Below are 22,223 nucleotides of genomic sequence, written 5' to 3'. Positions count from 1 at the left end.
AAGTGGTAATTCTAATAAAAGTGCTCTTACTGACTCAGGGATTTCCATGTGCCCCCAATTTGATGGATAAATGACACCAGTTTGATTCAGTCTCATTAGTTCTTAAAAGAACAATGAGGCGAATTAACTTCAGCTTATTTTATGATTATAGTCTATTTAAGTGAGAGTATTTTGAGGTAGTCATTACCAACGTCACTAGCTCAGGTGATTGTCGCCGATCACCTGAGCCAGATTAAAAGTTAATGAATCACGCAATCCTGCGATTTTTTTGAAAAAATTACTTTGAATTTAACCATGAAGTCATAGGCCATTAGCACGGCAGCAAGGGCAAAGACAACATCTCCTGGTATGCGTAACCATTGCCAAAGCAGGGTGGTGTCATAAAATTCAAGGCTGCGCGCATAAGTGAGCCCTTGTTCATAAACTGCCTGTAATTGTGGCCAACCTATGGGGAAGAAATTCAAAACTATCCATAAAACAAGTCCCAGATTATAAAGCCAGAAAGCCCATGTTCCCAATCGATCACTCCATTGGAATCGATCTCCGGCTGCATAACGAAGGCAAAAGTAGACCATCCCCAGCGCAAGCAGGCCAAAGGCGCCAAACAAGGCGGTATGGGCGTGATTTAATGTTAAAAAAGTACCGTGTTCGTAATAATTGACCAAGGGGGCGTTTAAAGTGCCTCCGCCAAACACTCCGGCACCAACAAAATTCCAAAATGCAGCACCCAGAATATAACGATAGGCCAGGGACTGTTTAAAATCTTTATGCCGTTTAATTTTTTGTTGTTCCTGAATGGCATTGATGATCAGCAAAGCAATCGGCAACACTTCAATAAAAGAAAACATGGATCCTAAAGGTACCCACATATCTGGGCCTCCAGTCCAATACCAATGATGGCCAGTACCTATGACACCGCCTAAAAAGATGAGAATCGCTTCAAAGAATACGGTACGTTCGGCTAAAGGCCTGGATACCAAACCGACTCCCATGAGTAAATAGGCCGTAGCACAGGCAGCAAAAAACTCAAAAGACTGTTCTACCCAGAGATGGACTACCCACCAACGCCAAAAATCAGTGATGGTAAATGATTTTTCAATACCAGTTAAAGGAATCATGCCAAAACAGTATAAAACTGCGATGTTTATAGTGCTCGCCCAAAAGAGATGTTCCAGTTGAATTTTGCCGGTCCAAAATTGGATGGATGCTGTTTTGAGTCTGTCCCATGTTGGCCACATTCCCCTGAATACAATGTAACTCCATAAAAATAGACCTGCGCAAAAACCAATTTGCCAGAGTCGACCCAGTTGCAGGTACGATAATCCCTGATTACCAATCCAGAACCAGGCTGTATCAATCACGCCCATGATCCCCAAATAATCACCGATTATGGCTCCAGCGACGATAAACAAGGTGACCCAAAATAATACATCGACCAGAACGCCCTGCCATTTTGCTTCTTTACCACTGATGATGGGGGCCAAAAATACCGCCGAACTGATCCAGGATAGAGCGATCCAGACTATTGGTGTCTGGGTGTGCACGTCACGCAGGAAATTAAAGGGGAGGTAGTCGTTAATCTTGATTCCATAAAACCCGGTTCGTTCCGTGTAGTAGTGGGCCAGTAATACCCCAACTGCAATTTGAGTTAACAATACTACAGCGACGATTAGAAAATATTTACCTACTTTTCGCTGACTTGAAGTCAGTGAAGAAAACGCTAATAACACAGGGGTCATTGGTGCTGTATCCGGATCGTTCAGATAACGATGGTAGAGGTACAGAACAGCCCCAAAACCAAAGAACACAAAGCAAAAGGAAACCCAGGTCCAATAAAAAGTAGAAGGTGTCGGGGTATTGCCCATGGTGGGTTCATAGGGCCAATTATTGGTATATGAAAACTCTGTCCCAGGACGATGAGCGATTGTGGTCAGCGATGAGTAAATAAGAAAATCAGCAACCTTCAATGCACTGTCTTGATTCAGACTGTATGCTTTTGTCCATCCTTTGATTGGATTATGTTGAAGTAGTTCGGCTGCAATTTCTGTTTGCATCTGAGTTATTGCTGTGGCAACAGCGTCAGGTATGGTTGTGGATTCGTGAGACAAATCAATGTGTTGAAGCATGTTTTGCATGGCTTTGCGCGTGGTGTATTGTTCGCCCTCCGATAATTCGGCAAATGGTTTATTAAATTGCATTTGAGCGATGTTATTTTCAGTTTTTCGACCTAAATCCAACAGATATAGTGAAGTAAAATCTTCGCCAAAATAAGAGCCCATTCCATAAAGGCTGCCATAATCCATCAGATCTGCTTTTTGAAACCCCGCTTTTCCAGAAACGATGTCCTCATCGGTCATGAGGATTGCTCCGGAAGAAGTGAGAAATTGATGAGGCAGTGGGGGAGCTAATTGATAGGTTTTGACAGTTCCCCAAATCATTACAATAAAGCATAGGATTGCTGTAATTAACAATACCCATTTTAAAACATTAGACACTGGATCTACCAGGATTGGAGTTCCCTTTATTTCTTTACTTACGTCCATTTTAATCCTTTAAACACGTTTAATAGTTAGGGTCTGTTGACAATTCAAGTTTCGACGTCCCGCGACTTGTTCGCGGGATCCAATTCACTCTTTATAGGCGCAATATATTCTTGTTTTGCGCACTATCTATCGATTCCGCGAATAAGTCGCGGAAAGTAGGCTTGAACATAATGAAATATCAACAGCCCCTAGTGAATGAATGAATTGATTTTAAATGAAACATCAGTTTTGCTGTGTCATGATAAAACCAGCAAGCCTGTATGTTCAAGGAATTACTATATCATGAATACCTTAATTGACATCAAAGTATGCTATTGTAATTTTTTTGTTAGACGGACTATGGCATACTGTTTTTATGATTGGTTCAATCGTTTTGCATGTGATAAAACACCCTGCATAAGGACATGATTATTAATACAATTTTATCGGGTTTATTATGAGCGAAACGTATTCCACTTTGACGCTTAAATATCTAGGTATCAATACCTTTAAAGATCCCATCATTTACATGAGAGAGGATTGTTATATCTGTAAATCGGAAGGATTTACGGCTCAGACACGGGTGAGGGTGACTTTGAAGGATCGTTCTATTATTGCTACTGTGAATACTGTTGAAACCAAATTGCTGCGACATAATGAAGCAAGCCTTTCTCGTTATGCTTGGGACTTATTGGCAGCTCAAGTAGGTGATGAAGTGACGGTTACTCACCCTAAGCCTCTTGATTCATTGAGTTACATACGTTCTAAAATTTACGGTCATGAATTGAAGACCAATGAAACCCGACAAATCATAGAAGATCTCATATCCGGACAATTATCAGACATTAATATTGCCATGTTTATCGCGGCCAGTTCTGATGATCGAATGTCCAAAAAAGAAGTGATTGATTTAACTAAAGCAATGATAGAAACAGGCCAACGGATTACTTGGCCATCATCCATTATCGTTGATAAACATTGTGTTGGGGGGCTTCCTGGAAATCGAACGACACCCATAGTGGTTTCTATTGTTGCTGCATACGGTTTGATGATCCCTAAGACCTCATCAAGAGCGATTACCTCCCCAGCCGGAACAGCGGATACTATGGAGGTATTTACTTGTGTGGATCTGGATTTACCTGCAATGCGAAAGGTAGTAGAGAAGGAGAACGGATGTCTGGTCTGGGGAGGATCCATGGCTTTGAGCCCAGCAGACGATTTATTGATCAGAATTGAGCGAACGGTCAATATCGACAGTGAAGGGCAAATGGTCGCCTCCATTTTGTCAAAAAAAATTGCTGCTGGATCAACCCATATTGTTATTGATATGCCGATTGGAACGACTGCTAAAGTCCGTTCAATAGAGCGAGCAAGAAGGCTCAAAAATTTTCTTGAAGCAGTTGCCCATGAATTTGGTCTGCACATAAAAATTGTATTTTCTGATGGGGCGCAACCTGTGGGCCGAGGTATCGGTCCGGCTTTGGAAGCCGTTGATGTGCTCTCTGTGCTCAATCGCGATGCTGACGCACCGCAGAGCTTGAGAGAGCATGCATTGTTGCTCGCTGGACAAGTCATTGAATTCGCTCAGGATATTGCTCCAGGTCAGGGGCTAGCCCTTGCAACGGAACTGCTTGATAGTGGCAAAGCTTTGGCCAAGTTTCAAGCGATTTGTGAAGCTCAAGGTGGTTTTAGAAGTATTCCAGTCGCGCCTTTTTCTCATACTATAGAATCCACTGTGTCGGGTACGATAGTCAATATTGATAATCGCCATATTGCCCGTGTTGCTAAATTGGCCGGGGCGCCTGAAGAAAAATCTGCAGGTGTTGAATTATTTGTACCTCTCCATAGTGTGGTCGCCAAATCCCAACCTTTATTCAAAGTCCATGCGCAGACCAAAGGACAGTTGAATTATGCGCTTGATTTTTTGAAACAGGAACATGATATATTTCAGATTGAGGTCAGTTAATGAACAATAAACCCATTCTATTCCCTTTATTTGACTACGATGAGTTGGCTCATAAAATTCAAAAAAACTGCGATTATGAATCAGGTATAATCAATCAACATCAGTTTCCCGATGGGGAAACCGTTATTAAAATTGAATCAGAGGTATCAAATCGAACTGTACTCTTACTCACTAGCCTGGATGCACCAAACCCTAAAATTATGCCATTAATATTTGCTGCTGAAACAGCAAGAGCCTTGGGGGCTTCCCAGGTGTTTCTGATTGCCCCTTACCTTGCATACATGCGTCAGGATAAAGTATTTGAACCAGGCCAGGGGATTACATCACAATTTTTTGCCAAACTGATTTCGGCGTACTTTGATGGCTTAATTACTTTAGATCCTCATTTACATCGTTGGCATGCCTTAAATGAAGTTTATGAGATTCCCACCCAAGTGTTGCATGCAACCCGACCTATTGCGCACTGGATACAAAAAAATATCAATGAGCCATTACTTGTAGGGCCTGATGAGGAAAGCATGCAATGGGTCCAAAATATTGCGGGTGAAGCAGAGGCGCCTTTTGTGATTTTAGAAAAACACAGAAGAGGGGACCATTCTGTAGAGGTCTCGATCCCCAATCTGGATTGTTACCCTGGTAGTACGCCCATTTTAATTGATGATATTATTTCTACAGGCATGACAATGGTTGAAACAGTAAAGCATTTGAAGGCGTTGAAAGTACCTTCACCAGTGTGTATCGGTGTGCATGCGATCTTTGCCGGAGATGCCTATCAAAATTTAATGGCTGTTGGCGTCAAAGAAATCATCACGTGCAATACGGTTAGGCATCCTTCTAATGCGGTAGACATAAGTCATGAAATAGTTCAGTTTTTAAAAACCACGTCATGGTTTCAACACGATTAAGGGTATTCCCATTAAAAACCTTTACAATCTCTCCTGGTTGATGCTTAAGCTGTTCAACCGCCACTACCCGGTTTTATTTCACGTGCAACAATACTCTCGTTTAACTGATCCACAAGTTTTACGCTGTCTGTTTTATTGAAGAACGTATAATGACCAGTTACTTGTTTATTAATAAGTAGTGCTGCAGCATAACCGATTCCAAGCAGCAGTATTCCAACAGCGACATTGGCCAGTATGTATTTCCATTCTTCCCTATGATGATTTAATACCTCTTTGGAGGCATTAATGTGTTGGCCTGCCTTGATTTTAAAATCATTCAAAGCAATCTGTTCATTGGGCTCTTGATTTTCTGCATAGAGTTTCATTTCAGTGCGTATTTGGGAGGCCAGAGCGAATGCGGCATTGGCTGCCTTGGTTTCTTTTCTTTTTACCAAACTGGCCGCTTTCATTTCGATATTCTCGATTTGAATTAAGACTGGAGCCATTCGTTCCAGGCGGGCAAAATGAAGAGGCTTATTCTGTTCCATGGCAATGTCATATTTTTGTTGTGCCTTGGCATCTGCTTGAACCAACTCCTCTAATGGGTTTGCTGTTGTTTTACGTTTTTTCAGTTCATTTTGAAGCTGAGTTATTTCTGTTTTTAGCTGGTGCTGGATTGCATCATCTTGTTCATTTTGCCTTATCGATTGAGGCGAATGGTGTTCCTCTGTGCTCAGAATAGATGGAACTGCGTTTTGCTGCTGCAGTTCTGAAATAGCTCGGTCTTGTTCAGCCAATTGCAGGTGCAGTTGCTCTATTTGCCTTTTTTGCAGTTCGAGTTCTTCTGACAGCTTTTGAGCAGACTGTTCTGCGTCAATTTTAGCTTTTTGCTCTTTTTTAACCTCTGATTGAAGTTCAGTATTTGCTGTTTGCAGGGTGAGTATCTGTTCGTTTAATTGGGTACTGTGCGATTCCTGTTCATTTATCTGCTGCATTAGCGAATTTATTTTTTCGGGGTCTTCGCTTGGTAAGGCTTCAAATAATTGCCTCCATTCGTGGGCTTTTGTGATTTTTTCCACAGGATTATCAAGTCTTGGGTTAAAGACAGCAGTATTAAAAGACTGACTCATGCGCAGCCACAAGGCATCGTTTTTTATGATTCGGATGATTAATGGGTTTGGAACAAAACCATTCATCTCTTCCAGGTAGATTGTGGCCAGTTGATCGCCAGTCATTTGATTTAATTCCATATTGTCTATGGGATAAAAAAAGTGGCTTTCTTGAACAGGGTTCTCTAAAAAAGGTGATTGTGGATTGTCCAGAAGTTCACGAACCTCAGCTTCGGCCTTAAGGAACTCAGTCAGATTCGTTTTAAAAAGCAGAATGTTTTGGCTGATTTCTTCGTCCATTCCAAATTTTTGGATCTGGTTTGCTATATTAAGGAGCATGATTAATTCTTGACCCAGTCCTAGCAGGGTTTGAATTTTTGTCCAGGCCGAGCCGTGATGTTCTTTGGTATATTGTTCTATCGCGTGCTCAAAGGCTGCAAATCTTGGTGTATTAAGAGTATGTGAATCAACTGAAAATAAACGGCGCACTATCGTGCTTTCTTTATATTGGGGAACAAATGCATGTCCGTGGATTTGTTCTCCTTGTCCTTTATAATAGGGCTGAAATATATTGGCATTATTGGTTTGAGAGTGCGCCCATTGGTTTGTGGCTTCGCACTTGAGTGCGAGATCTGAAACGTACTGATTAAATATTTGTGCCAGATTTGAGAGATTTAGTCCAGAGAGATCAATTGGAGCATCGGGTTTTATTGTGCTACTCCAATGCTTTATAATTTCAGGGAAAGAGGTAAATCCTTCAGAGGTCAGTGTATAGGGTAGAACATGTATCACGCTTGCATACAAATGTTCTGGAATTTCCTGAGCAACAAAATCTTTTAATTCGCTGATTTTATTCATGCGCTGTTCGAGTATTTGGGCCATTTCTGTAGCGAATTGGTCAACATGAGCCTCTGGGCCTAGCTGAACTTCTTTAAAGGATGGCATAAACATATAACCTGCTAATTGATTTTTGGTTGTTTGATCAAGGAGATCAGCAGGGATTTTTTTCAATGCACTGACTACTATATCAAGGAGGATATCTTCCGGCAATTTAGGGAGTAAGGTTTTGGCTTTTTCAGCCATGGCAGGAAACAGGCCATTGATTTTTTTGAAATTGAGGAAATAGTCTTTGGTAAATCGTCTGTAATTGAATATGCCTCGATTTTCATAGGCGTAAAGAATATTCGAATTATTGTCCTTATGAGCAAAATTGCGAAATGCGTCGCCCCAGTCGATTCGGCCGAATTGCGTGCTGGTACTGTTTTCATTTCCTTTGAGTACGACAATGTTACCGCTGTGAACGCTGTGGGCTCCGAGTAATAGGGAAAACATCAATGCCATCGATAAACCAAAGGATTCCCCCAGTTTGGTTACCGTTGTATAGTAATCAGGTCCGGAAAGTGCTTCTTTTAACGGATCTCGATCGCTTCCATCACGATAGCTGGTCCCAATAATTTTATGCAACTCGTCAAAATCCACCAAAGGCTGGATCAATCCGTAGGACTGGTCCTCAAATTGAATGACATCGGCACAAATAAGCGAAGGAAAATAAACTTCGCTGATTATTTGACGGCTTTTAAATTCATTGAGTAATAATCCGGCAAATAACTCTGCAAACAATTCACTCTTATCTGCAGGTTTTTTTATGAAAAATAGTTCGTTATCTGTGTTTTTATAAAAGCCATCGACATTGCTATTATTTTTTCCACCGGACTTTTCTTTATAGCGAGTTAATTCTTTACCTTGATAGAGTGTAGGCATTTGCTTTATGTTCCTATTTGACATTCGAGCAATTATAGCAATGGAGTGTTAAGATATTATTAAGTTTGTGCTAATTTTCGTTTAACAGAAATTAAAATATGTGACTTCAATAACATTCAGGCGGGAAAGATACAGTTGCTCGCAATCAGTATTTTATGAGCACTAGATGAGCTTCGATTTAGAATCTTTAGAAATCAGCCCCCTGTTTGCGAGCAACTGTCTCTTGATCGCATTTTTGCCGAAAGCCAGTGGATTTGATCGCGGAACCAGGATGGCTGTGCTAAAACATTGGATCCCGCGGTCACAGCCGCGGGAATTCGCTTAATATGTGAGTACATGCTGTATTTCGAATTTCCGCGGCTGTGACCGCGGAAACCAGAGTGTAGAACTGTACTGGTTTTTCTAAGAGGTGTAGACGATTCAGTTGCAAGCAAACAGTATCTACAACTCCTATTCTCCCGCGGTCATAGCCGCAGAATTCGAAGAATGGTAATTGCTCATATCTTTGCTGAAGGCCAGTGGATTTGATCGCGGAACCAGGATGGCTGTGCTAAAACATTGGATCCTGCGGTCACAGCCGCGGAATTCGAAAAATGGCAATTGCTCATATCTCAACCGAATTCCCGCGGCATCGACCGCGGGATCCAATGGGTTTAGTTTGTGTAGGTAGTGCCATTAGGCCTAGGTCCAATCTACGCTTAAAAAAGTGAAGATTGCTCAGGGAAAAGCCGCGGCACTTAGTCGGAAGGTGAAATGGCAACAGACTTTAATGAAATACCTTTTTAGGCAGTTTCTTGGCTTCCTCTATCCAGTGAATTACCTGAGGAAGTCCTGGGATGTGTCGTACAAGATGGCTGACTTCATTTTCCTCTTTCAAAATGGAATAAAGGTGTTCAGGATTGCGATGAGCCAGTTCTGGGATGGAGTCCACCCCTGCTTTTTCCAGTAATTCTGCATACTCTTCACTAATGCCGTTGACACGTGCCAAATCTGCCTGATTCGTCCATTTCAGAATTAATTTATGACTAATCCCTGTTTGTTCTGCTAACTTGAGACGTCCTCTTCGGCTGCTGCAGATGTGTAATAAATCTTCCTGATCTTCAATTCCTGCTTGTTTGAGCATTGCCGCAAATTTGGGACCTATACCTTCAATTTGAATTAACTTGTACATGTGATCTCCGAACTTTAATGCAGGTACATTTAAAATTATAGTTCATTTTGATTTATTTTTTATCAGCCACTGCATCAAAAAAGACGTTTGGAACAATAAACGGGATCAATAACGTTACTGATTTTTTATTCCGAACATCAGATGAGATGAACTGTAACCTTAAGGCCCATGAACTCATAGACTCTTTGTGTATTATGATACACAGGCTGAAGTGTCTGAAGTTGATGAGGATATTTTGCACCTAACTCATTGATTATCAAATATCAAGTGATTACAATTAAATCAATAAGAACTGCTTTTGTTTGTAAGGAACTACTGTGCGTCTTTTTCTGGCTATATTTTTACCCTTTACGGTCTTTTTCACTATTGGACGACCTATTCAGGGTATTATCTGTTTGCTACTACAAATCACACTCATAGGATGGGTCCCCGCAGCTCTTTGGGCTGTTTATTCACTGTCCCAATACACTACGGATAAAAAAATTCGTCAATCCCGCCAAAAATAAAAGAGGTGTTTGGTTTCTGTCTGTAAGCGGTCAGAGCCTGTTACAAAGCGCTCTATAAATTCCAAAAATAAAAAAGAAGGTGAATGTTATGATGAAGAACAAAAGCACTGCGCGAAAAGTTTGTGGAATTGTGCTGGGTGTGCTTGTCTGTTCCGTCAGTCAGGCCTGGAATGGGGGTGTGGTCCGCGTTGGTTTGGGCGGCGGAAATGTCCATTATCACGGCGAAGACATAACCGTATATAACCCTGGAGGTCATCCCTATTCAGGGGGCTATCCATACTACAATCGTGGTTATTATTATGGTGTTGGACCAACGTTTGTTGTTCCTAATGTTATCATTAATGTTCCAGTTCAACGATACTACGCTCCGGTTTGTGAGGAAGTTGAAGTATGTGATTCTTATGGAGAGTGTTGGCTGGATCAATACTGCAAATAGGTCTATAGTTTTAAATCATCATGGGTTTGAGCCGGTTTATGATGACCAGGTAAATTTATTAATTCAGTTTAGTGTAAGGACAGATTATGTCAGCAACTATTGGTTATGCCGCCCTGCATAAAGGCGCTCCCCTGGAACGTTTTAGTTTTGAACGCCGTGAGCCTAATGCACAAGATGTCGCCATTGATATTTTATATTGTGGTATTTGTCATTCCGATATCCATCAGGTGAACAATGATTGGGGATTTTCTCAATATCCTATGGTTCCTGGACATGAGATAGTTGGACGGGTTACCGCAGTCGGTGCAGATGTTACACGTTTTGCTGTGGGTGATTTAGTCGGAGTTGGATGTATGGTTGACTCCTGTCGCCATTGTACAAATTGCCAACATCATGAAGAACAATATTGCGTGGCAGGTAGCACACAGACTTACAACTCTAAAGATGCTCATTCTGGAGGAGTGACATACGGTGGTTATTCCAAAAAGATTGTAGTCACCCAGGACTTTGTATTACGCATCAATCAATCGATGGATCCTGCTGCCGCAGCGCCATTATTGTGTGCAGGTATTACTACATACACGCCATTGAAAAAAGCTCAGGTTGGAAAGGGCAGTAAAATAGGGGTAGTAGGATTAGGTGGTTTGGGACATATGGCTGTTAAGTTGGCTCACGCTATGGGTGCCTACGTCACAGTCTTCACTACTTCGGTAAATAAAGTGGATGCAGCAAAACAATTGGGTGCTTCCGATGTTGTGCTCTCTACAGATGAACAAGCCATGAATGCTCTGGCCAATCAATATGATTTTATTCTGGATACGGTATCAGCCCAGCATGATATGAGCCGTTATCTGAACCTTCTTAAGGTTGGTGGGCAATTTACTCAGGTGGGCTTGCCGGCTGAACCAATGGAACTGCCTTTATTACCTATGATTTTCAAGCGATTGAATGTTAGCGGTTCGTTAATCGGTGGAATAAAAGATACGCAGGAGATGTTGGATTTTTGTGCCGAACATCACATTACTGCCGATATTGAGCTGATACGGATAGATGAAATTAATACGGCATTCAAACGTATGGAACAAGGTGATGTAAAATATCGATTTGTTATTGATATGTCTACACTCGCTTAATTCACGATCCAGTTAATGGATTATCCTCTCTTCATGGTGTATCTCGTACACCAGATATCATTTATTTGATGATATCTGGGTATATATTCTCTGTTTTGGGGATTATTTTAATTTTTATAATGGATGAATCCTGAACCTGTTCAACTAATGCATCAAACTCAGTAAATGAAATTATCTCCCCCTCTTTGGGCAATTTTCCATGACGAGTGATGATAAGACCGTATAAGGTGTTCAGCTCTTCCTCTTCAGAAGACAGAGTGATATCGCAATCCAGAGCTCTCTCGAGCGAATAAAGAGAGCAGTCTCCTTTGGTACTGATCGAACCGTCTGGATTTTTTACCCAATCATCATGGGTTTTATGAAACTCATCTTTAATACGACCAATCATTACGTGCAACAGATTATCCAAGGTTACAAATCCGATTAAAGTCGATTTATTCTTGTATACCAAGGCAAAATGCGGCATACCTGCACGAAATTTACGGAGTAAATCCATTGCCGGGAGCTTATGGGTTACCTTTAAAATAGGTCGTATGTAAGGTGTCACTGTGTTTATTTCTTTTTGCATTAATAAATCAGCAAACAGGTCTTTAACATGGATGACTCCAACCATTTCCTTTTTTGCCGTGTCATATACAGGATAGCGGCTGAATCTGTTTTTCAGGATTTTTTGAGCAATGATTGCAAAAGGCTCATCAAGATTTAACGCGACCATTTCATCGGCAGGTCGCATGACTTCAGTCACATTAAGTTCGGCTAAATCCAGGGTATGTTCGAGGATTTCACGCTCATCCTTATCCAATTCTCCATGAAGATGACTACCACTCAAGATTAATTTGAGCTCATCACTGGAGTATGTTCCTTCATGATGGCTTGAGCTGTTTAATCCCAGGATTGAAAGAAAGAAATTGGAACAACTGTTTAACGCCCAGATTGCTGGATACATTAACCAGTAAAATGCGTATAACGGTATCGCTGTCCAGATTGAAATAATCATTGATTGTCTGATGGCAAGAGACTTTGGCATTAATTCACCAACAACAATATGAAGAAAAGAGATAATGCTAAAGGCAACCAGGAATGAGGTGAAGGTAATGATTTGGGGTGATGTGATTCCGGCAAATAGAAATAATGGCTCCAGCAATTGAGCAAACGCTGGCTCCCCAATCCACCCAAGTCCTAATGAGGCAAGGGTAATCCCTAACTGACAGGCAGATAAATAGGCGTCTAACTGACGATGCACTTGTTCTAAAATACGTCCTCGGAGTCCGTAACGGTCTTTTAGGGCTTGTATCTTGGTAGCCCTTATTTTAACCATTCCAAATTCTGCGGCAACGAAAAACGCATTAAGTAAAACCAGCAGGAACGCTAAAAAAATTAACATCAAATTATGCATTGATGATATCCATGATCAGTAGGTATTCTTTCATCACTCAATAAGCCTTAGTCTAATGATAACAGAAACTGGCATTAATGTAGTCGTATTAGAGGGAGTCAGCCAGTACAATGCTCATCAAGCCAATCAAACATGATTCGTTCAAATTGAGCGCTGGCATCGACCTCACAATGTGCGCCAGCCCCTGTTTGGGCTGAAAATACAACGTAGGTCTTTTCGCAGGTTAAGGCATCATAAAATGCTTTACTGGCGCTTGCGATAACGTCATGGGGATTACCGCAAACCAGGGTGGGGCATCTAATCCCCTCTATGCGATCTTGCAAAGTATATTCTTTAAGGCAATTCAGGTAATCAAACACAGAATGCAAGCCATGGGCAGACATCCGCGAATAAAAATAAAATTCCTTCATAGGATCTTTGCTGAATTGTGCCGAAAAAAAGAGATCCACTCGTTCTTTATTGCCCGTGTTCAGCCAGTCAAGAACTTCAGGATTAAGCATCTTTTGGAGATTGGTACCCAGGTTCATTTGAGCAGGATCGCAGATTAATCCGGACAGGCGTTGTTCGCTGCATGCTGCACGTGGTACCAGATATCCTCCAAAGCTGCGTCCGATGCCAATATATCGATGATTGCGTGCATTGATATCCATCCAGTCCAGGATTGGAGAGCATGCTTTTTCAAAATCCGGACGCATGGTTAATCCATATCTTCTAAGCACATGTCCTTGCCCGGGACCATCAAAGGTCAGAACATCATAACCTCTTGATAAGGCCGCGTTCACTAATGGGTATTGCTCTTCAACCGTACTGTCATACCCCCCGGGTATGAGCAGAGTGGCTTTAGGTTCGGTTGGGGTTGTGAAATAGTAGCCATCCAAACTGTGATGGTCAAAAGGCACCCTTACTTTTATCGCGTTGGGATGCAGGTGATGAAGCGCTCGTTCATAACAGGACTGCAGCTGATCATAGATAACCATAATTCGAGGATCTTCGAGGTTAGCCCTTAAAAAGAATTCACTGGCACGATGATATTCTGCAGCACGGAGGAAGGCTTTTCCGGCACTGTAAAAATACCCTGATTGTTCACTTTCCTTACCCATTTCGGCTACTGTTTCAGCCATATCATGCCAGGCCTTGTACCAGCTGTTAAACTCTTTGTCTTTTATCTGATGCAAAGTAATAAAACATTCCCCAATGTCTGCGCATTGAGCATGAGTTTTTCCCAGGGTTCTTATAAACTGGCTGTAAAACTCAGATGAGAAAACGGGATTTTTTTGATAAAAATCATAGTAATTAGCAGTCATTGCAGAAACACCTCCGTTTTGTAATTCCGATTGCATGGAATAATAGGATTCATGCTCATCATTATAGGACAATCCTTAATTAGTGGATACAAGGAACGGATGCGCTCTTTGTAAATAAGTAGTCGTTGCAAACGAAGTGAAGCACTAAAGCATGCGAGCAAAGATTCGATCTGCTTCGCTAACGCTCGTAATGATGCATTTTTTATGAGATAAATACATTTTGTTCACAAAACCAGGTGCTTCGTTCTTAATTTCAGTTGTAATGGTGTTCAATAGGGTAGGCCACAAATCGTTTCTTAATAAATTGAGTGAAGATAAAACTAATTCTCGTTTATGCATCAAACGAAACAGAAGTTTGATTGAGTAATCCTGTTTCTATTAGATGTCGAACTAATTGGATTTTATTTTTGCTGCCAAAGCGATTTTTCAGTCGATTAAAATAGACTTCTACTGTTCTGGGGGAGATATTTAGTAAATGTGCAATTTCCATGGATGTTTTCCCTTCGAGCAAATATAAAGCACATTGCAGTTCACGTCGTGATAATTCTAAAACGGGTTGAGCCAAATTTGATTTTACCTGAATACTGTTCAGGTAGTCCTTAATAGTCACTGATGTGAGTGAACTCGAAAAATCTACTTTGATGATGTGTGATCCTGTAGTGTTATTAATTTTGTAAGGTAATTTATAAGCTCGATTCAGTCTGTCGTTAAGTAGCACGGAATGTTTGTAGTAGGCAATAAATTGTTCCAATAAATCAATATGTCTGAAATAAAATTCATTCATATAATCTTTATGTGATTTAGCTGCAAAATGATAATAGTTTTGTTCATTCCCGGCCCGTTCAATGACAGTAAAAATGTAGAAAAGGCCAAATTCTATCCCTGATTGGTAGAGTTCCTCTGCTTTGCCTTCTCGTTTGACCAAATGCCAGAGTACATAACGTTGCGGTATGTCAAATTGTGCTGTATGCAGATCGGATTGATGGAAGCCTTGCTCAAAATAAAAACGAAAATACTCGGGATTACTTGCATTGGCTGTCATTTCATTCTGCGAATTAATCATCACGTGGCTGAAATAATCAATGCCTAATTTAAAAAGAGGTTGGCAAATTGTTTTCATGTCTTCAGCAAAGATCAGGGTAGGGTGATTTTTTAAGTATGAGTTAAGCTCCATCATAGTTTTGGGCTGTTGAGTTGATAATTGATTGAAATTTGGATTGGTGATAATATTTTGTCCATTTTTAGGGGGGATTCTATATTGCCCTCGTAATGGAGTCAATTAGAATGTCTGTACCTGGTGGTTTAGTTCGTGGTTTTTTGAGTACCCTTAAAAGTGCAGGATCCAGTAGTAGCTCCGTCGAAACGCGTGCTCTTTGGGAATACAGCCGCTTAAGAAATTCAACTAATTATTTAAACAATATAGCACCTCCAAATAATGATGAGGTGGATCTGAGAAGAACGCCCTCCTGGATCATGCGTTTTAATAATGTCCATTTTCGATCGCCCTTAAAGGAATTGGTTTTTGCTTATCATCCTGAAGGATATTTATCCTCTATTGTTTATCCCCGACCGTTTGTAGCGAGAAAGGTGTATTCCCATTTTAAAGGCAAAGGCCCTCATTTTATTTTTTTTGACAGAAGTGTTGATGCCAATCCACGATTGGGAATTACCAAAGATTTATTTGATATTGAAGAGCGGACGGAAGCAAGGCGCTTCATAGAAACTATTGATAGTCTGGCTCCATTTAGTTCTGTTGAACAGTCTCTTTTTGAATTAATGCTCGATCCATGCCCGGAAAATCTCCAAAAAATAAATGAGATTGAGTGCGATACAACCACAGACAGACCTTATTTTGGATCTATGAATTCCTTGGCTTTTGGTGGTGCTGTTCAGCAGTTCGATGAGCGTTATGATCGGGTTGTTCCTGACGGCATTCCGGAAATTCATCAAGCCATTCTTGACGTTGACGAAGAGCGAGTACGTCGATTATTAGAGGAAGATCCACATCGTGCCAATGTCAAGGATCCCAGGGGAATGCCGGCACATGAGCTGGCTGCTTATCTTGGTGTGTTGAGCATTGAAAAACTCTGTTTTGAGGCTCGGCAACATGAAGGAGTGATGACGGGACGGATGGATTTTAATCAACAGAAAAAATATGAGTTTATTTTAAAGGTTGCGGAGCGGGACGGAATTTTACAATTACCGTGGATAGAACAGGTAAGACAAAAAAGTTATTCCATGATTATTTGTATTCCCAGAGTGGTGTTAGACGATCCTATGGCTCACTTTTTAGACTTGCGAGAACAGTATCTTGCTGAAGTAGAGAAGGCACTGAAAAGTCCTCGCTCATTAATGCATCAAAGCTGCATTGACGGTCATTTGGATGTGGTGCAGGGTGAGTTGAAGAAGGATCCGGGGCTTCTGGAGAGCAAAGATCCATTCGGGTTTAGTCCTTTATTGTTAGCCATTGCGAATGGTCATTCAGCCATAACAGAGTATTTAATTAGCCAAGGCGCTTCGTTGAGTAACTACTCTCATGAATATCGCAAGGGTTCCTTATACTTCAGACCGATTGATAATGCTAAAACTCCTGAAATCATGGAAACGCTTCTCTATCGAGGTGTTACGCTCGATGAGGTGAACAGTCGCTTGGCTGATGCTGTGCGCATGAATGATTTTGCTATGGTACGCATTATCTTGTTTTATCTGAAAACCTTGCCAGAAAATAAAGTTGGCCTTACTCCTTTTGAACTGGCTGTTAAATGGGCCAAGCCAGATGATTTGAGAATTTTGGAGTTCTTTTTAAAATATTGGACCAGACATGTTCCTGATGGCCCTTATGATCAGGAACGATTTTCTGAAGTTCCTACTGATCCGATAGTCACCTCTGAAATGGAGGACTTGTTCGTAGCCCATAACAAGCGTCTGGATGCCAGGGCGCAGCGTAAACGAGTAGGGCAAACAAGGATTGAGCAACCTGATTTTTCATTGGATAGGATCGTGATTGAAACCCCGATTATTTTGGATGGGAAAAATTATCGCTCAATGATTAAACCGGCTCATTTGTTAGCTCAGGAAGAACTGGATGAGTTGATACAAAAACCGGATATTTTTAAATTTTTGGGTGGTGAACAGGCCAGAAATCAGGCTGATTATTTCAGAGCCATGTTATTGCCTCAGCAGACGGATGCAGATCGTCAGTTTTATGTGGATGTTTGGAAGTCAGAAGACAATTCAATAACAAATTTTTTTGCTTTTGATGTGGAACGCATGTCCCATCCTAAATATGGTGATTTAATTTTGTTTCATGGCAAGTTGGCCTGTAATTTCAGTCCGATAGGTGTTGCTGATTTGAATTTTCATAGAATATCGCTAAGTCTGGCTGAGAATAATCCTAAAGCAACAGTTTTTGTATTTTTCAGAGCCATACCACCGGGATATGGAATGAGTTATGTCCCTCCGGGAATGACTTTTTACCCTAAAAATCATTTGCCTGATGAACTGGTAACCAGTATTTTCGCAACGAAGGGGATTAAAATTGAGCATCGTATCGTTGGTACTGATGTTAATGCGAAAACATTACCTCCATTTTTTCAGCTCCCTCAAGAATATCATCGGTATCTCACGAGTGGGTTGTCCGATAAAGCATTACCAGTATGCTATCGTCTTGGCAGCGATAATGTTCAATTGGTTTGTGCCAAACTGGCCAGTTATGGTTTTCATGATAACCGTGAATTTGCTCGATGTTGGGAAGAGCTGGAATCAATAGAGTCCGCAGAGCAATCAGAGCTCCGCGTGAACAGATAAATTGTCACTATGCCTGTTTGTATATTACCTAATGGGTAGCGTCTGAATTAGATGATCTTTAAACAATACCAAAACGGTATAGACAACAGCAAAATGCCCAATTTCAGCAGCGCTAAACAGGAATTAAAGCGTAAAAGAGGTTTAAGCTGGAAATTTTTTTTCTTGTTGAGTAACTCTTCAAAGCACAGATAATAATTGGATTGATAGGGAAATATCCATGCTTCAGTAGCCATCAGGATAATAAAAGCAACAAGCCAACTGTTAATCCCTGCTTTTTGAGTCACGGGCATGATTACTGCAAACAACAATGCAGGAGCGGTCATAGTACCCAGTATTAATCCGCACAACCAGCTTATCAGATAAATACCGATAATGATGAATATGATGTTGCTATCAGCAAAACTCGAGATCAAGTTCAATTGGTTGCTGAGCCATAAATCAATACCGGTATTTTGTATGTAACGCATGATCCCAATGATGGCTCCGAGGTAGAATAGAAATGACCAGTTAATTTTGGTTTTAAATTCATGCAGTTCTATTGCTCCGGTAAGGAACAGAACAAAAAACACAACACTACAAATAAAGAACCCGGGAATGGGATGCCAGGCATTTAAGAAGAGTCCGATAAGCAACGTTGCTATTCCTGTAATTGCTGCCCATTCTTCGACAGTTAATGTGCCTAAAGAGAGTAACTCCTTCTTCAGTCTGAATTTGTTGATGCTTATAGAGTGATTTATTCGAAACAAACGGGATTGGACAATAAAATATAACCCAGTCAGTAATACTCCGGGAAAGGAGGCAGCTAATAACCAGTCAAACCAGCTAAACTGTCCCATCTGCTGTTGGGAAAGCATGGCATAGAGTATTGAGTTGCTTGATTTTCCTGTAAGAAATACAGTTGATAATAAAATACATCCATTAAAACCGGCACAAGCTAATGCATTTGCTGAAGCACTGCGGGGATTTATTTTGCTGCTGGTTACGAGGTCATCCAGTAGGGGAGCCATAAGAGTAACTCGAGCACTTTGGACGCTGATGACCGGGGTCATTAATGCTCCCATAGTAAAAAGTGTTTTTTGCAACAAGGATTGACTGGGTGGCAGGCGACACAGTAAAAATAAGGAAAATCGATAAAATAATTGAGATTTGATTAACACACAGCTAATACCGAATAGACTTAAAGTAAGAAAGAAACTATCGGAAATAAAGCCAGAAAGAATAATATATTGTGGGTTAAAATTAAAAAATAATGTGCTTAAAATAATACAAACAGCTGGAATACTTTCGGGAACAAGGCGAAAAATCCACATCCCCAAAGCAGCACAAAAAACGACTGCAAAATGAGACAGATTGGCATTTAATGCCGTATTGTGAACTATGATTTGCATGATAAGCGTGCAGATGATGGTGGTACTCCATCCCAAAATGGTGCGAAATACTGTCTTGTCATTAATGTATGACAGCATGTGCATTCGTAGAATTTGTTTAGAATACATCCTAATGTTCCATAAATAAGCCATTAAAAAGAGCGGCGATTATTCTCTAAAAGGACTTATCAGTCATGTCAGTAAAATTACCTATTTTGATGTATGGATTGCCCCTTAAGGACTAAGTGTTTTTGTCCCTACAGGCAATAATCGGCGTATTGGATCCACATTTATGCACATAAGTGTCCAGTAAAATTGAGCTTCTTTCGATCAAATCCCCTCCACCGAGTGTGGCGAGGGGGAGAGGGTTTAGGGTGATGGGGTTAAAATAGTAGGAATTTGAGAGTTGTGGCTAATAGAGCCAGAAGAATTAACCTTGGTTTTTAATGGCACAAAAACAATCAATAGTGTGATCATTTACCAGACCAACTGCCTGCATGTATGCATACATGATTGTTGATCCAACAAAAGTCATCCCTCTTTTTTTAAGGTCTTTTGACAAGGCATCTGACTCAGGTGTGTTGGCAGGGATATCTTGTAGGGTTTGGGGGCGATTGATTTTAGGTGTACCATCAACGAAGCGCCAAATATAGGCATCAAAGGAACCGAATTCTTGTTGAATTGCCAAAAAAACACGAGCATTTTTTCGCGTTGAGTAGATTTTAAGACGATTACGAATAATTTCAGGGTTCGTCATGTGCCGTTCCAGCTCTTCATCGGACATTTGCGCAACGTGGTCTGGGTTGAATTGTTTAAATGCTTCTCGATAACCTTCTCGCCTTTTTAAGATAGTCTCCCAGTTCAAACCGGCCTGTGCTCCTTCAAGCAATAGCATTTCAAAATGCTTTAGATCGTCATGTACTGGCACACCCCATTCGGTGTCATGATAGTGTTCATAATGTGGTTTATTTAGTCCTACCCAGCCACATCGTTTTAAAGGGGTCATTTTGTTCATAGTGCTCTTGGTTCGTAATGTCTATAAAATTAAGACATTATACTGTAACAATATGGTTTTCAAATAAAATCCTGTCATAATTATATGCAAAAAATGAGATGAGGTCGACGTTTCATGGAACAATTGATACCTAAAGGTTATTTAAGCTATTTCGTTCATACAGACAAGATGGTTAATATTACCTATGCGTTGTGTTTGTTTGTAATTGGTTATTTTTTTGCAAAACGATTAGGCATATTGGCTGAACGAACATTTATAAAACGGTTTTCTCGCCATCAGACCATGCTCATCAGAAGAGTTGTTTTTTATGCTGTGTTCACTATATTTGCAGTGACCAGCTTGCAGCATATTGGATTTAAGCTGAGTGTGTTACTGGGGGCTGCAGGAGTGTTTACCGTAGCAATCAGTTTTGCTTCACAAACCGCAGCTTCAAATTTAATCAGTGGCATCTTTTTGTTATTTGAACATCCCTTTAAGGTGGGCGATACCGTAGAGGTCAAAGGCATAACGGGCGTTGTGGATTCAATAGATTTACTTTCTACGAAACTCAAAACATCCGACAATAAATTAGTCAGAATACCGAATGAGGCCATGATAAAATCAGAGATTACCAATCTGAGTTATTTCTCAACTCGGCGTCTTGATATTATTGTAGCGGTTGCTTATGACTGCGATATTAGTCAGGTTAAATCCATGCTCCTGGATATAGCACAACACTGTGAACAGGTATTAAAAGATCCTGAACCTATGGTAAACATTAATAATTTTGCCAATTCTGCTGTAGAGCTCAAATTTATGGTATGGGTTAGTACTAGCGAACTATCGGCTGCACGGAATATTGTGCAGGAACGCATAAAACAGCAATTTGATCGAGCGGGTATTGAGACTCCTTTGCCACAATATATGGTACCCGCTTTAAAGGTGTAAGCCGCTTTGTGATGAAGGGTCATCCATTGGTTTCATTGGAGCATTAGCGATTATGTGATTTAAACTTCCATGCCTGCTGACTAGATCTCCTAATCTTCCTTCTTTCAGTGCTTTTATTTCTGCTTTGTTTAAAGGCTCTGGTTTGGGTTGAGCGGGGTCAAGAATTCGTTCCAGCTTTGCTGCCGCACTGATTTTTATTTCCCGATTTTTTGTATTGAAATGATCGGTACCTAACAGCATATCCTGGATAAAATACAGTACAGAGACAATTCCTAAAAAATTATAATGAAATTCCCATTCATTCTTCCTGGTTTTTTGATATTCTGCCAACTCATGGGCCAAGGATACAGGTTTGGATTTGGCATGGGCAAATTGTTCCTGTCGGGTTAATACAACAGATGCATGGGTGTTGTTGTATTTAATGTTTTGCCCGGGTTTATTTAGCTCAGCAAGGGTTGCTTTGCATGGGGGATAGCCCTGGTTTGTAATGATCTGAAATATTCGGGCACATCTTTGTTCAAGTCCAGCATAATCATGTTGGGTTTGGTGGTTTGCTGAACTCAGAAACGATGCCGCTGCTTGAAACAACGTTAAGCTGGAGGCTAGTTTTCTCGCGTCAGTAGCGCCTCCCATCAGTGTTTCAACGGGGATTTTTTGTAGTTGACGTTCGATAAGGCTGACAATCTCATTATAACGTTTAAAAAGAAGGGGGTCTCTTAAATAGTCACAGGCTTCTTTAAAATCTGCTATACCATAGCGTTTGGCACGTTCACTGTATCCCAGTGATTGGAGTTGCGGAATAATATACCAAATCCAATGGCTGGTTTTTCTGCCTTTTTGGAGTTCTGATTTGGCTTTATCATAGCCTGGTTGTCCTTTTTGTGCTTCATGATATCGCTTCAGGCTCATAGATGCGCTC

At 40.8% G+C, this 22,223-nt stretch carries 16 protein-coding genes; 7 read left to right on the top strand and 9 right to left on the bottom strand.

Going from position 1 to position 22,223, the window contains the following annotated elements:
- Nucleotides 1–239: 239 nt before the first annotated feature.
- A complete protein-coding gene (locus tag ELY21_RS07485) occupies nt 240–2,543 on the bottom strand; it encodes a nitric-oxide reductase large subunit (protein WP_127108334.1) in 2,304 nt (767 codons plus the stop codon).
- 436 nt (nt 2,544–2,979) lie between these two features.
- Between ELY21_RS07485 and ELY21_RS07480 the strand changes: the two genes are divergently transcribed.
- Together ELY21_RS07480 and ELY21_RS07475 are read left to right on the top strand one after the other, a co-directional pair.
- Entirely contained in the window at nt 2,980–4,488 is a 1,509-nt protein-coding gene (locus ELY21_RS07480) for a thymidine phosphorylase family protein (protein ID WP_127108332.1), read from the top strand.
- On the top strand, nt 4,488–5,393 hold the full coding sequence (locus ELY21_RS07475; RefSeq protein ID WP_127108330.1) for a ribose-phosphate pyrophosphokinase: 906 nt from the start codon (nt 4,488–4,490) through the stop codon (nt 5,391–5,393). The genes ELY21_RS07480 and ELY21_RS07475 overlap by 1 nt, the downstream gene beginning before the upstream one ends.
- A 53-nt stretch (nt 5,394–5,446) precedes the next feature.
- Here the strand turns inward: ELY21_RS07475 and ELY21_RS07470 are convergent, their stop codons facing one another.
- Nucleotides 5,447–8,242 carry a LepB GTPase-activating domain-containing protein gene (locus tag ELY21_RS07470; RefSeq protein ID WP_127108328.1) on the bottom strand — a complete coding sequence of 932 codons (2,796 nt, stop codon included), beginning with the start codon at nt 8,240–8,242 and terminating at the stop codon, nt 5,447–5,449.
- 766 nt (nt 8,243–9,008) lie between these two features.
- A complete protein-coding gene (locus ELY21_RS07465) occupies nt 9,009–9,413 on the bottom strand; it encodes a DUF4332 domain-containing protein (protein WP_127108326.1) in 405 nt (134 codons plus the stop codon).
- A 317-nt stretch (nt 9,414–9,730) separates the two neighbouring features.
- On the opposite strand from ELY21_RS07465, the gene ELY21_RS07460 reads away from it, so the two are divergent.
- The 3 genes from ELY21_RS07460 to ELY21_RS07450 all read left to right on the top strand — a co-directional run bounded on the left by ELY21_RS07460 (nt 9,731) and on the right by ELY21_RS07450 (nt 11,488).
- Nucleotides 9,731–9,919 (top strand): YqaE/Pmp3 family membrane protein, encoded by a 189-nt coding sequence (locus ELY21_RS07460; RefSeq protein WP_081675615.1) that lies wholly within the window; start codon nt 9,731–9,733, stop codon nt 9,917–9,919.
- An 88-nt stretch (nt 9,920–10,007) separates the two neighbouring features.
- Complete coding sequence (locus tag ELY21_RS07455; protein ID WP_199741669.1) at nt 10,008–10,355, top strand: hypothetical protein; 348 nt, start codon at nt 10,008–10,010, stop codon at nt 10,353–10,355.
- A gap of 86 nt (nt 10,356–10,441) precedes the next feature.
- Nucleotides 10,442–11,488, top strand: a complete 1,047-nt coding sequence (locus ELY21_RS07450) for an NAD(P)-dependent alcohol dehydrogenase (protein ID WP_127108324.1) — start codon at nt 10,442–10,444, stop codon at nt 11,486–11,488.
- Between the two features lie 61 nt (nt 11,489–11,549).
- Here ELY21_RS07450 and ELY21_RS07445 read toward each other — a convergent pair whose 3' ends face one another.
- The 3 genes from ELY21_RS07445 to ELY21_RS07435 all read right to left on the bottom strand — a co-directional run bounded on the left by ELY21_RS07445 (nt 11,550) and on the right by ELY21_RS07435 (nt 15,467).
- Nucleotides 11,550–12,884 (bottom strand): hemolysin family protein, encoded by a 1,335-nt coding sequence (locus ELY21_RS07445; protein WP_127108322.1) that lies wholly within the window; start codon nt 12,882–12,884, stop codon nt 11,550–11,552.
- Nucleotides 12,885–12,982: 98 nt separating this feature from the next.
- Nucleotides 12,983–14,188: a S9 family peptidase gene (locus ELY21_RS07440; protein WP_127108320.1), complete on the bottom strand. Its 1,206-nt coding sequence runs from the start codon at nt 14,186–14,188 to the stop codon at nt 12,983–12,985.
- Nucleotides 14,189–14,519: 331 nt separating this feature from the next.
- Complete coding sequence (locus ELY21_RS07435) at nt 14,520–15,467, bottom strand: helix-turn-helix transcriptional regulator (protein ID WP_127108318.1); 948 nt, start codon at nt 15,465–15,467, stop codon at nt 14,520–14,522.
- 5 nt (nt 15,468–15,472) lie between these two features.
- On the opposite strand from ELY21_RS07435, the gene ELY21_RS07430 reads away from it, so the two are divergent.
- Complete coding sequence (locus ELY21_RS07430) at nt 15,473–17,995, top strand: ankyrin repeat domain-containing protein (RefSeq protein ID WP_127108316.1); 2,523 nt, start codon at nt 15,473–15,475, stop codon at nt 17,993–17,995.
- 47 nt (nt 17,996–18,042) lie between these two features.
- On the opposite strand, the gene ELY21_RS07425 is transcribed toward ELY21_RS07430, so the two are convergent.
- Both ELY21_RS07425 and ELY21_RS07420 read right to left on the bottom strand, forming a co-directional pair.
- On the bottom strand, nt 18,043–19,491 hold the full coding sequence (locus tag ELY21_RS07425; RefSeq protein WP_158618529.1) for an SLC13 family permease: 1,449 nt from the start codon (nt 19,489–19,491) through the stop codon (nt 18,043–18,045).
- A 301-nt stretch (nt 19,492–19,792) separates the two neighbouring features.
- Nucleotides 19,793–20,368, bottom strand: a complete 576-nt coding sequence (locus tag ELY21_RS07420; protein WP_370272553.1) for a DNA-3-methyladenine glycosylase I — start codon at nt 20,366–20,368, stop codon at nt 19,793–19,795.
- 123 nt (nt 20,369–20,491) lie between these two features.
- Between ELY21_RS07420 and ELY21_RS07415 the strand changes: the two genes are divergently transcribed.
- Entirely contained in the window at nt 20,492–21,304 is an 813-nt protein-coding gene (locus ELY21_RS07415) for a mechanosensitive ion channel family protein (protein WP_127108310.1), read from the top strand.
- Here the strand turns inward: ELY21_RS07415 and ELY21_RS07410 are convergent.
- Complete coding sequence (locus tag ELY21_RS07410; protein WP_127108308.1) at nt 21,293–22,213, bottom strand: DUF1810 family protein; 921 nt, start codon at nt 22,211–22,213, stop codon at nt 21,293–21,295. The two genes, ELY21_RS07415 and ELY21_RS07410, sit on opposite strands and share 12 nt — an antisense overlap.
- Between the last annotated feature and the right edge of the window lie 10 nt (nt 22,214–22,223).

The organism is Legionella sp. km535, from assembly GCF_003990085.1.
In the GTDB taxonomy this organism is placed as follows: domain Bacteria; phylum Pseudomonadota; class Gammaproteobacteria; order Legionellales; family Legionellaceae; genus Legionella; species Legionella moravica.
This window is presented reverse-complemented; position numbering and strand designations above follow the sequence as displayed.

What these genes read in the sequence shown, in the direction of transcription:
- ELY21_RS07485 (WP_127108334.1), bottom strand. Translation starts at nt 2,543, where the DNA reads ATGGACGTAAGTAAAGAAATAAAGGGAACTCCAATCCTGGTAGATCCA.
- ELY21_RS07480 (WP_127108332.1), top strand. Translation starts at nt 2,980, where the DNA reads ATGAGCGAAACGTATTCCACTTTGACGCTTAAATATCTAGGTATCAAT.
- ELY21_RS07475 (WP_127108330.1), top strand. Translation starts at nt 4,488, where the DNA reads ATGAACAATAAACCCATTCTATTCCCTTTATTTGACTACGATGAGTTG.
- ELY21_RS07470 (WP_127108328.1), bottom strand. Translation starts at nt 8,242, where the DNA reads ATGCCTACACTCTATCAAGGTAAAGAATTAACTCGCTATAAAGAAAAG.
- ELY21_RS07465 (WP_127108326.1), bottom strand. Translation starts at nt 9,413, where the DNA reads ATGTACAAGTTAATTCAAATTGAAGGTATAGGTCCCAAATTTGCGGCA.
- ELY21_RS07455 (WP_199741669.1), top strand. Translation starts at nt 10,008, where the DNA reads ATGATGAAGAACAAAAGCACTGCGCGAAAAGTTTGTGGAATTGTGCTG.
- ELY21_RS07450 (WP_127108324.1), top strand. Translation starts at nt 10,442, where the DNA reads ATGTCAGCAACTATTGGTTATGCCGCCCTGCATAAAGGCGCTCCCCTG.
- ELY21_RS07445 (WP_127108322.1), bottom strand. Translation starts at nt 12,884, where the DNA reads ATGCATAATTTGATGTTAATTTTTTTAGCGTTCCTGCTGGTTTTACTT.
- ELY21_RS07440 (WP_127108320.1), bottom strand. Translation starts at nt 14,188, where the DNA reads ATGACTGCTAATTACTATGATTTTTATCAAAAAAATCCCGTTTTCTCA.
- ELY21_RS07430 (WP_127108316.1), top strand. Translation starts at nt 15,473, where the DNA reads ATGTCTGTACCTGGTGGTTTAGTTCGTGGTTTTTTGAGTACCCTTAAA.
- ELY21_RS07425 (WP_158618529.1), bottom strand. Translation starts at nt 19,491, where the DNA reads ATGTATTCTAAACAAATTCTACGAATGCACATGCTGTCATACATTAAT.
- ELY21_RS07420 (WP_370272553.1), bottom strand. Translation starts at nt 20,368, where the DNA reads ATGACCCCTTTAAAACGATGTGGCTGGGTAGGACTAAATAAACCACAT.
- ELY21_RS07415 (WP_127108310.1), top strand. Translation starts at nt 20,492, where the DNA reads ATGGAACAATTGATACCTAAAGGTTATTTAAGCTATTTCGTTCATACA.
- ELY21_RS07410 (WP_127108308.1), bottom strand. Translation starts at nt 22,213, where the DNA reads ATGAGCCTGAAGCGATATCATGAAGCACAAAAAGGACAACCAGGCTAT.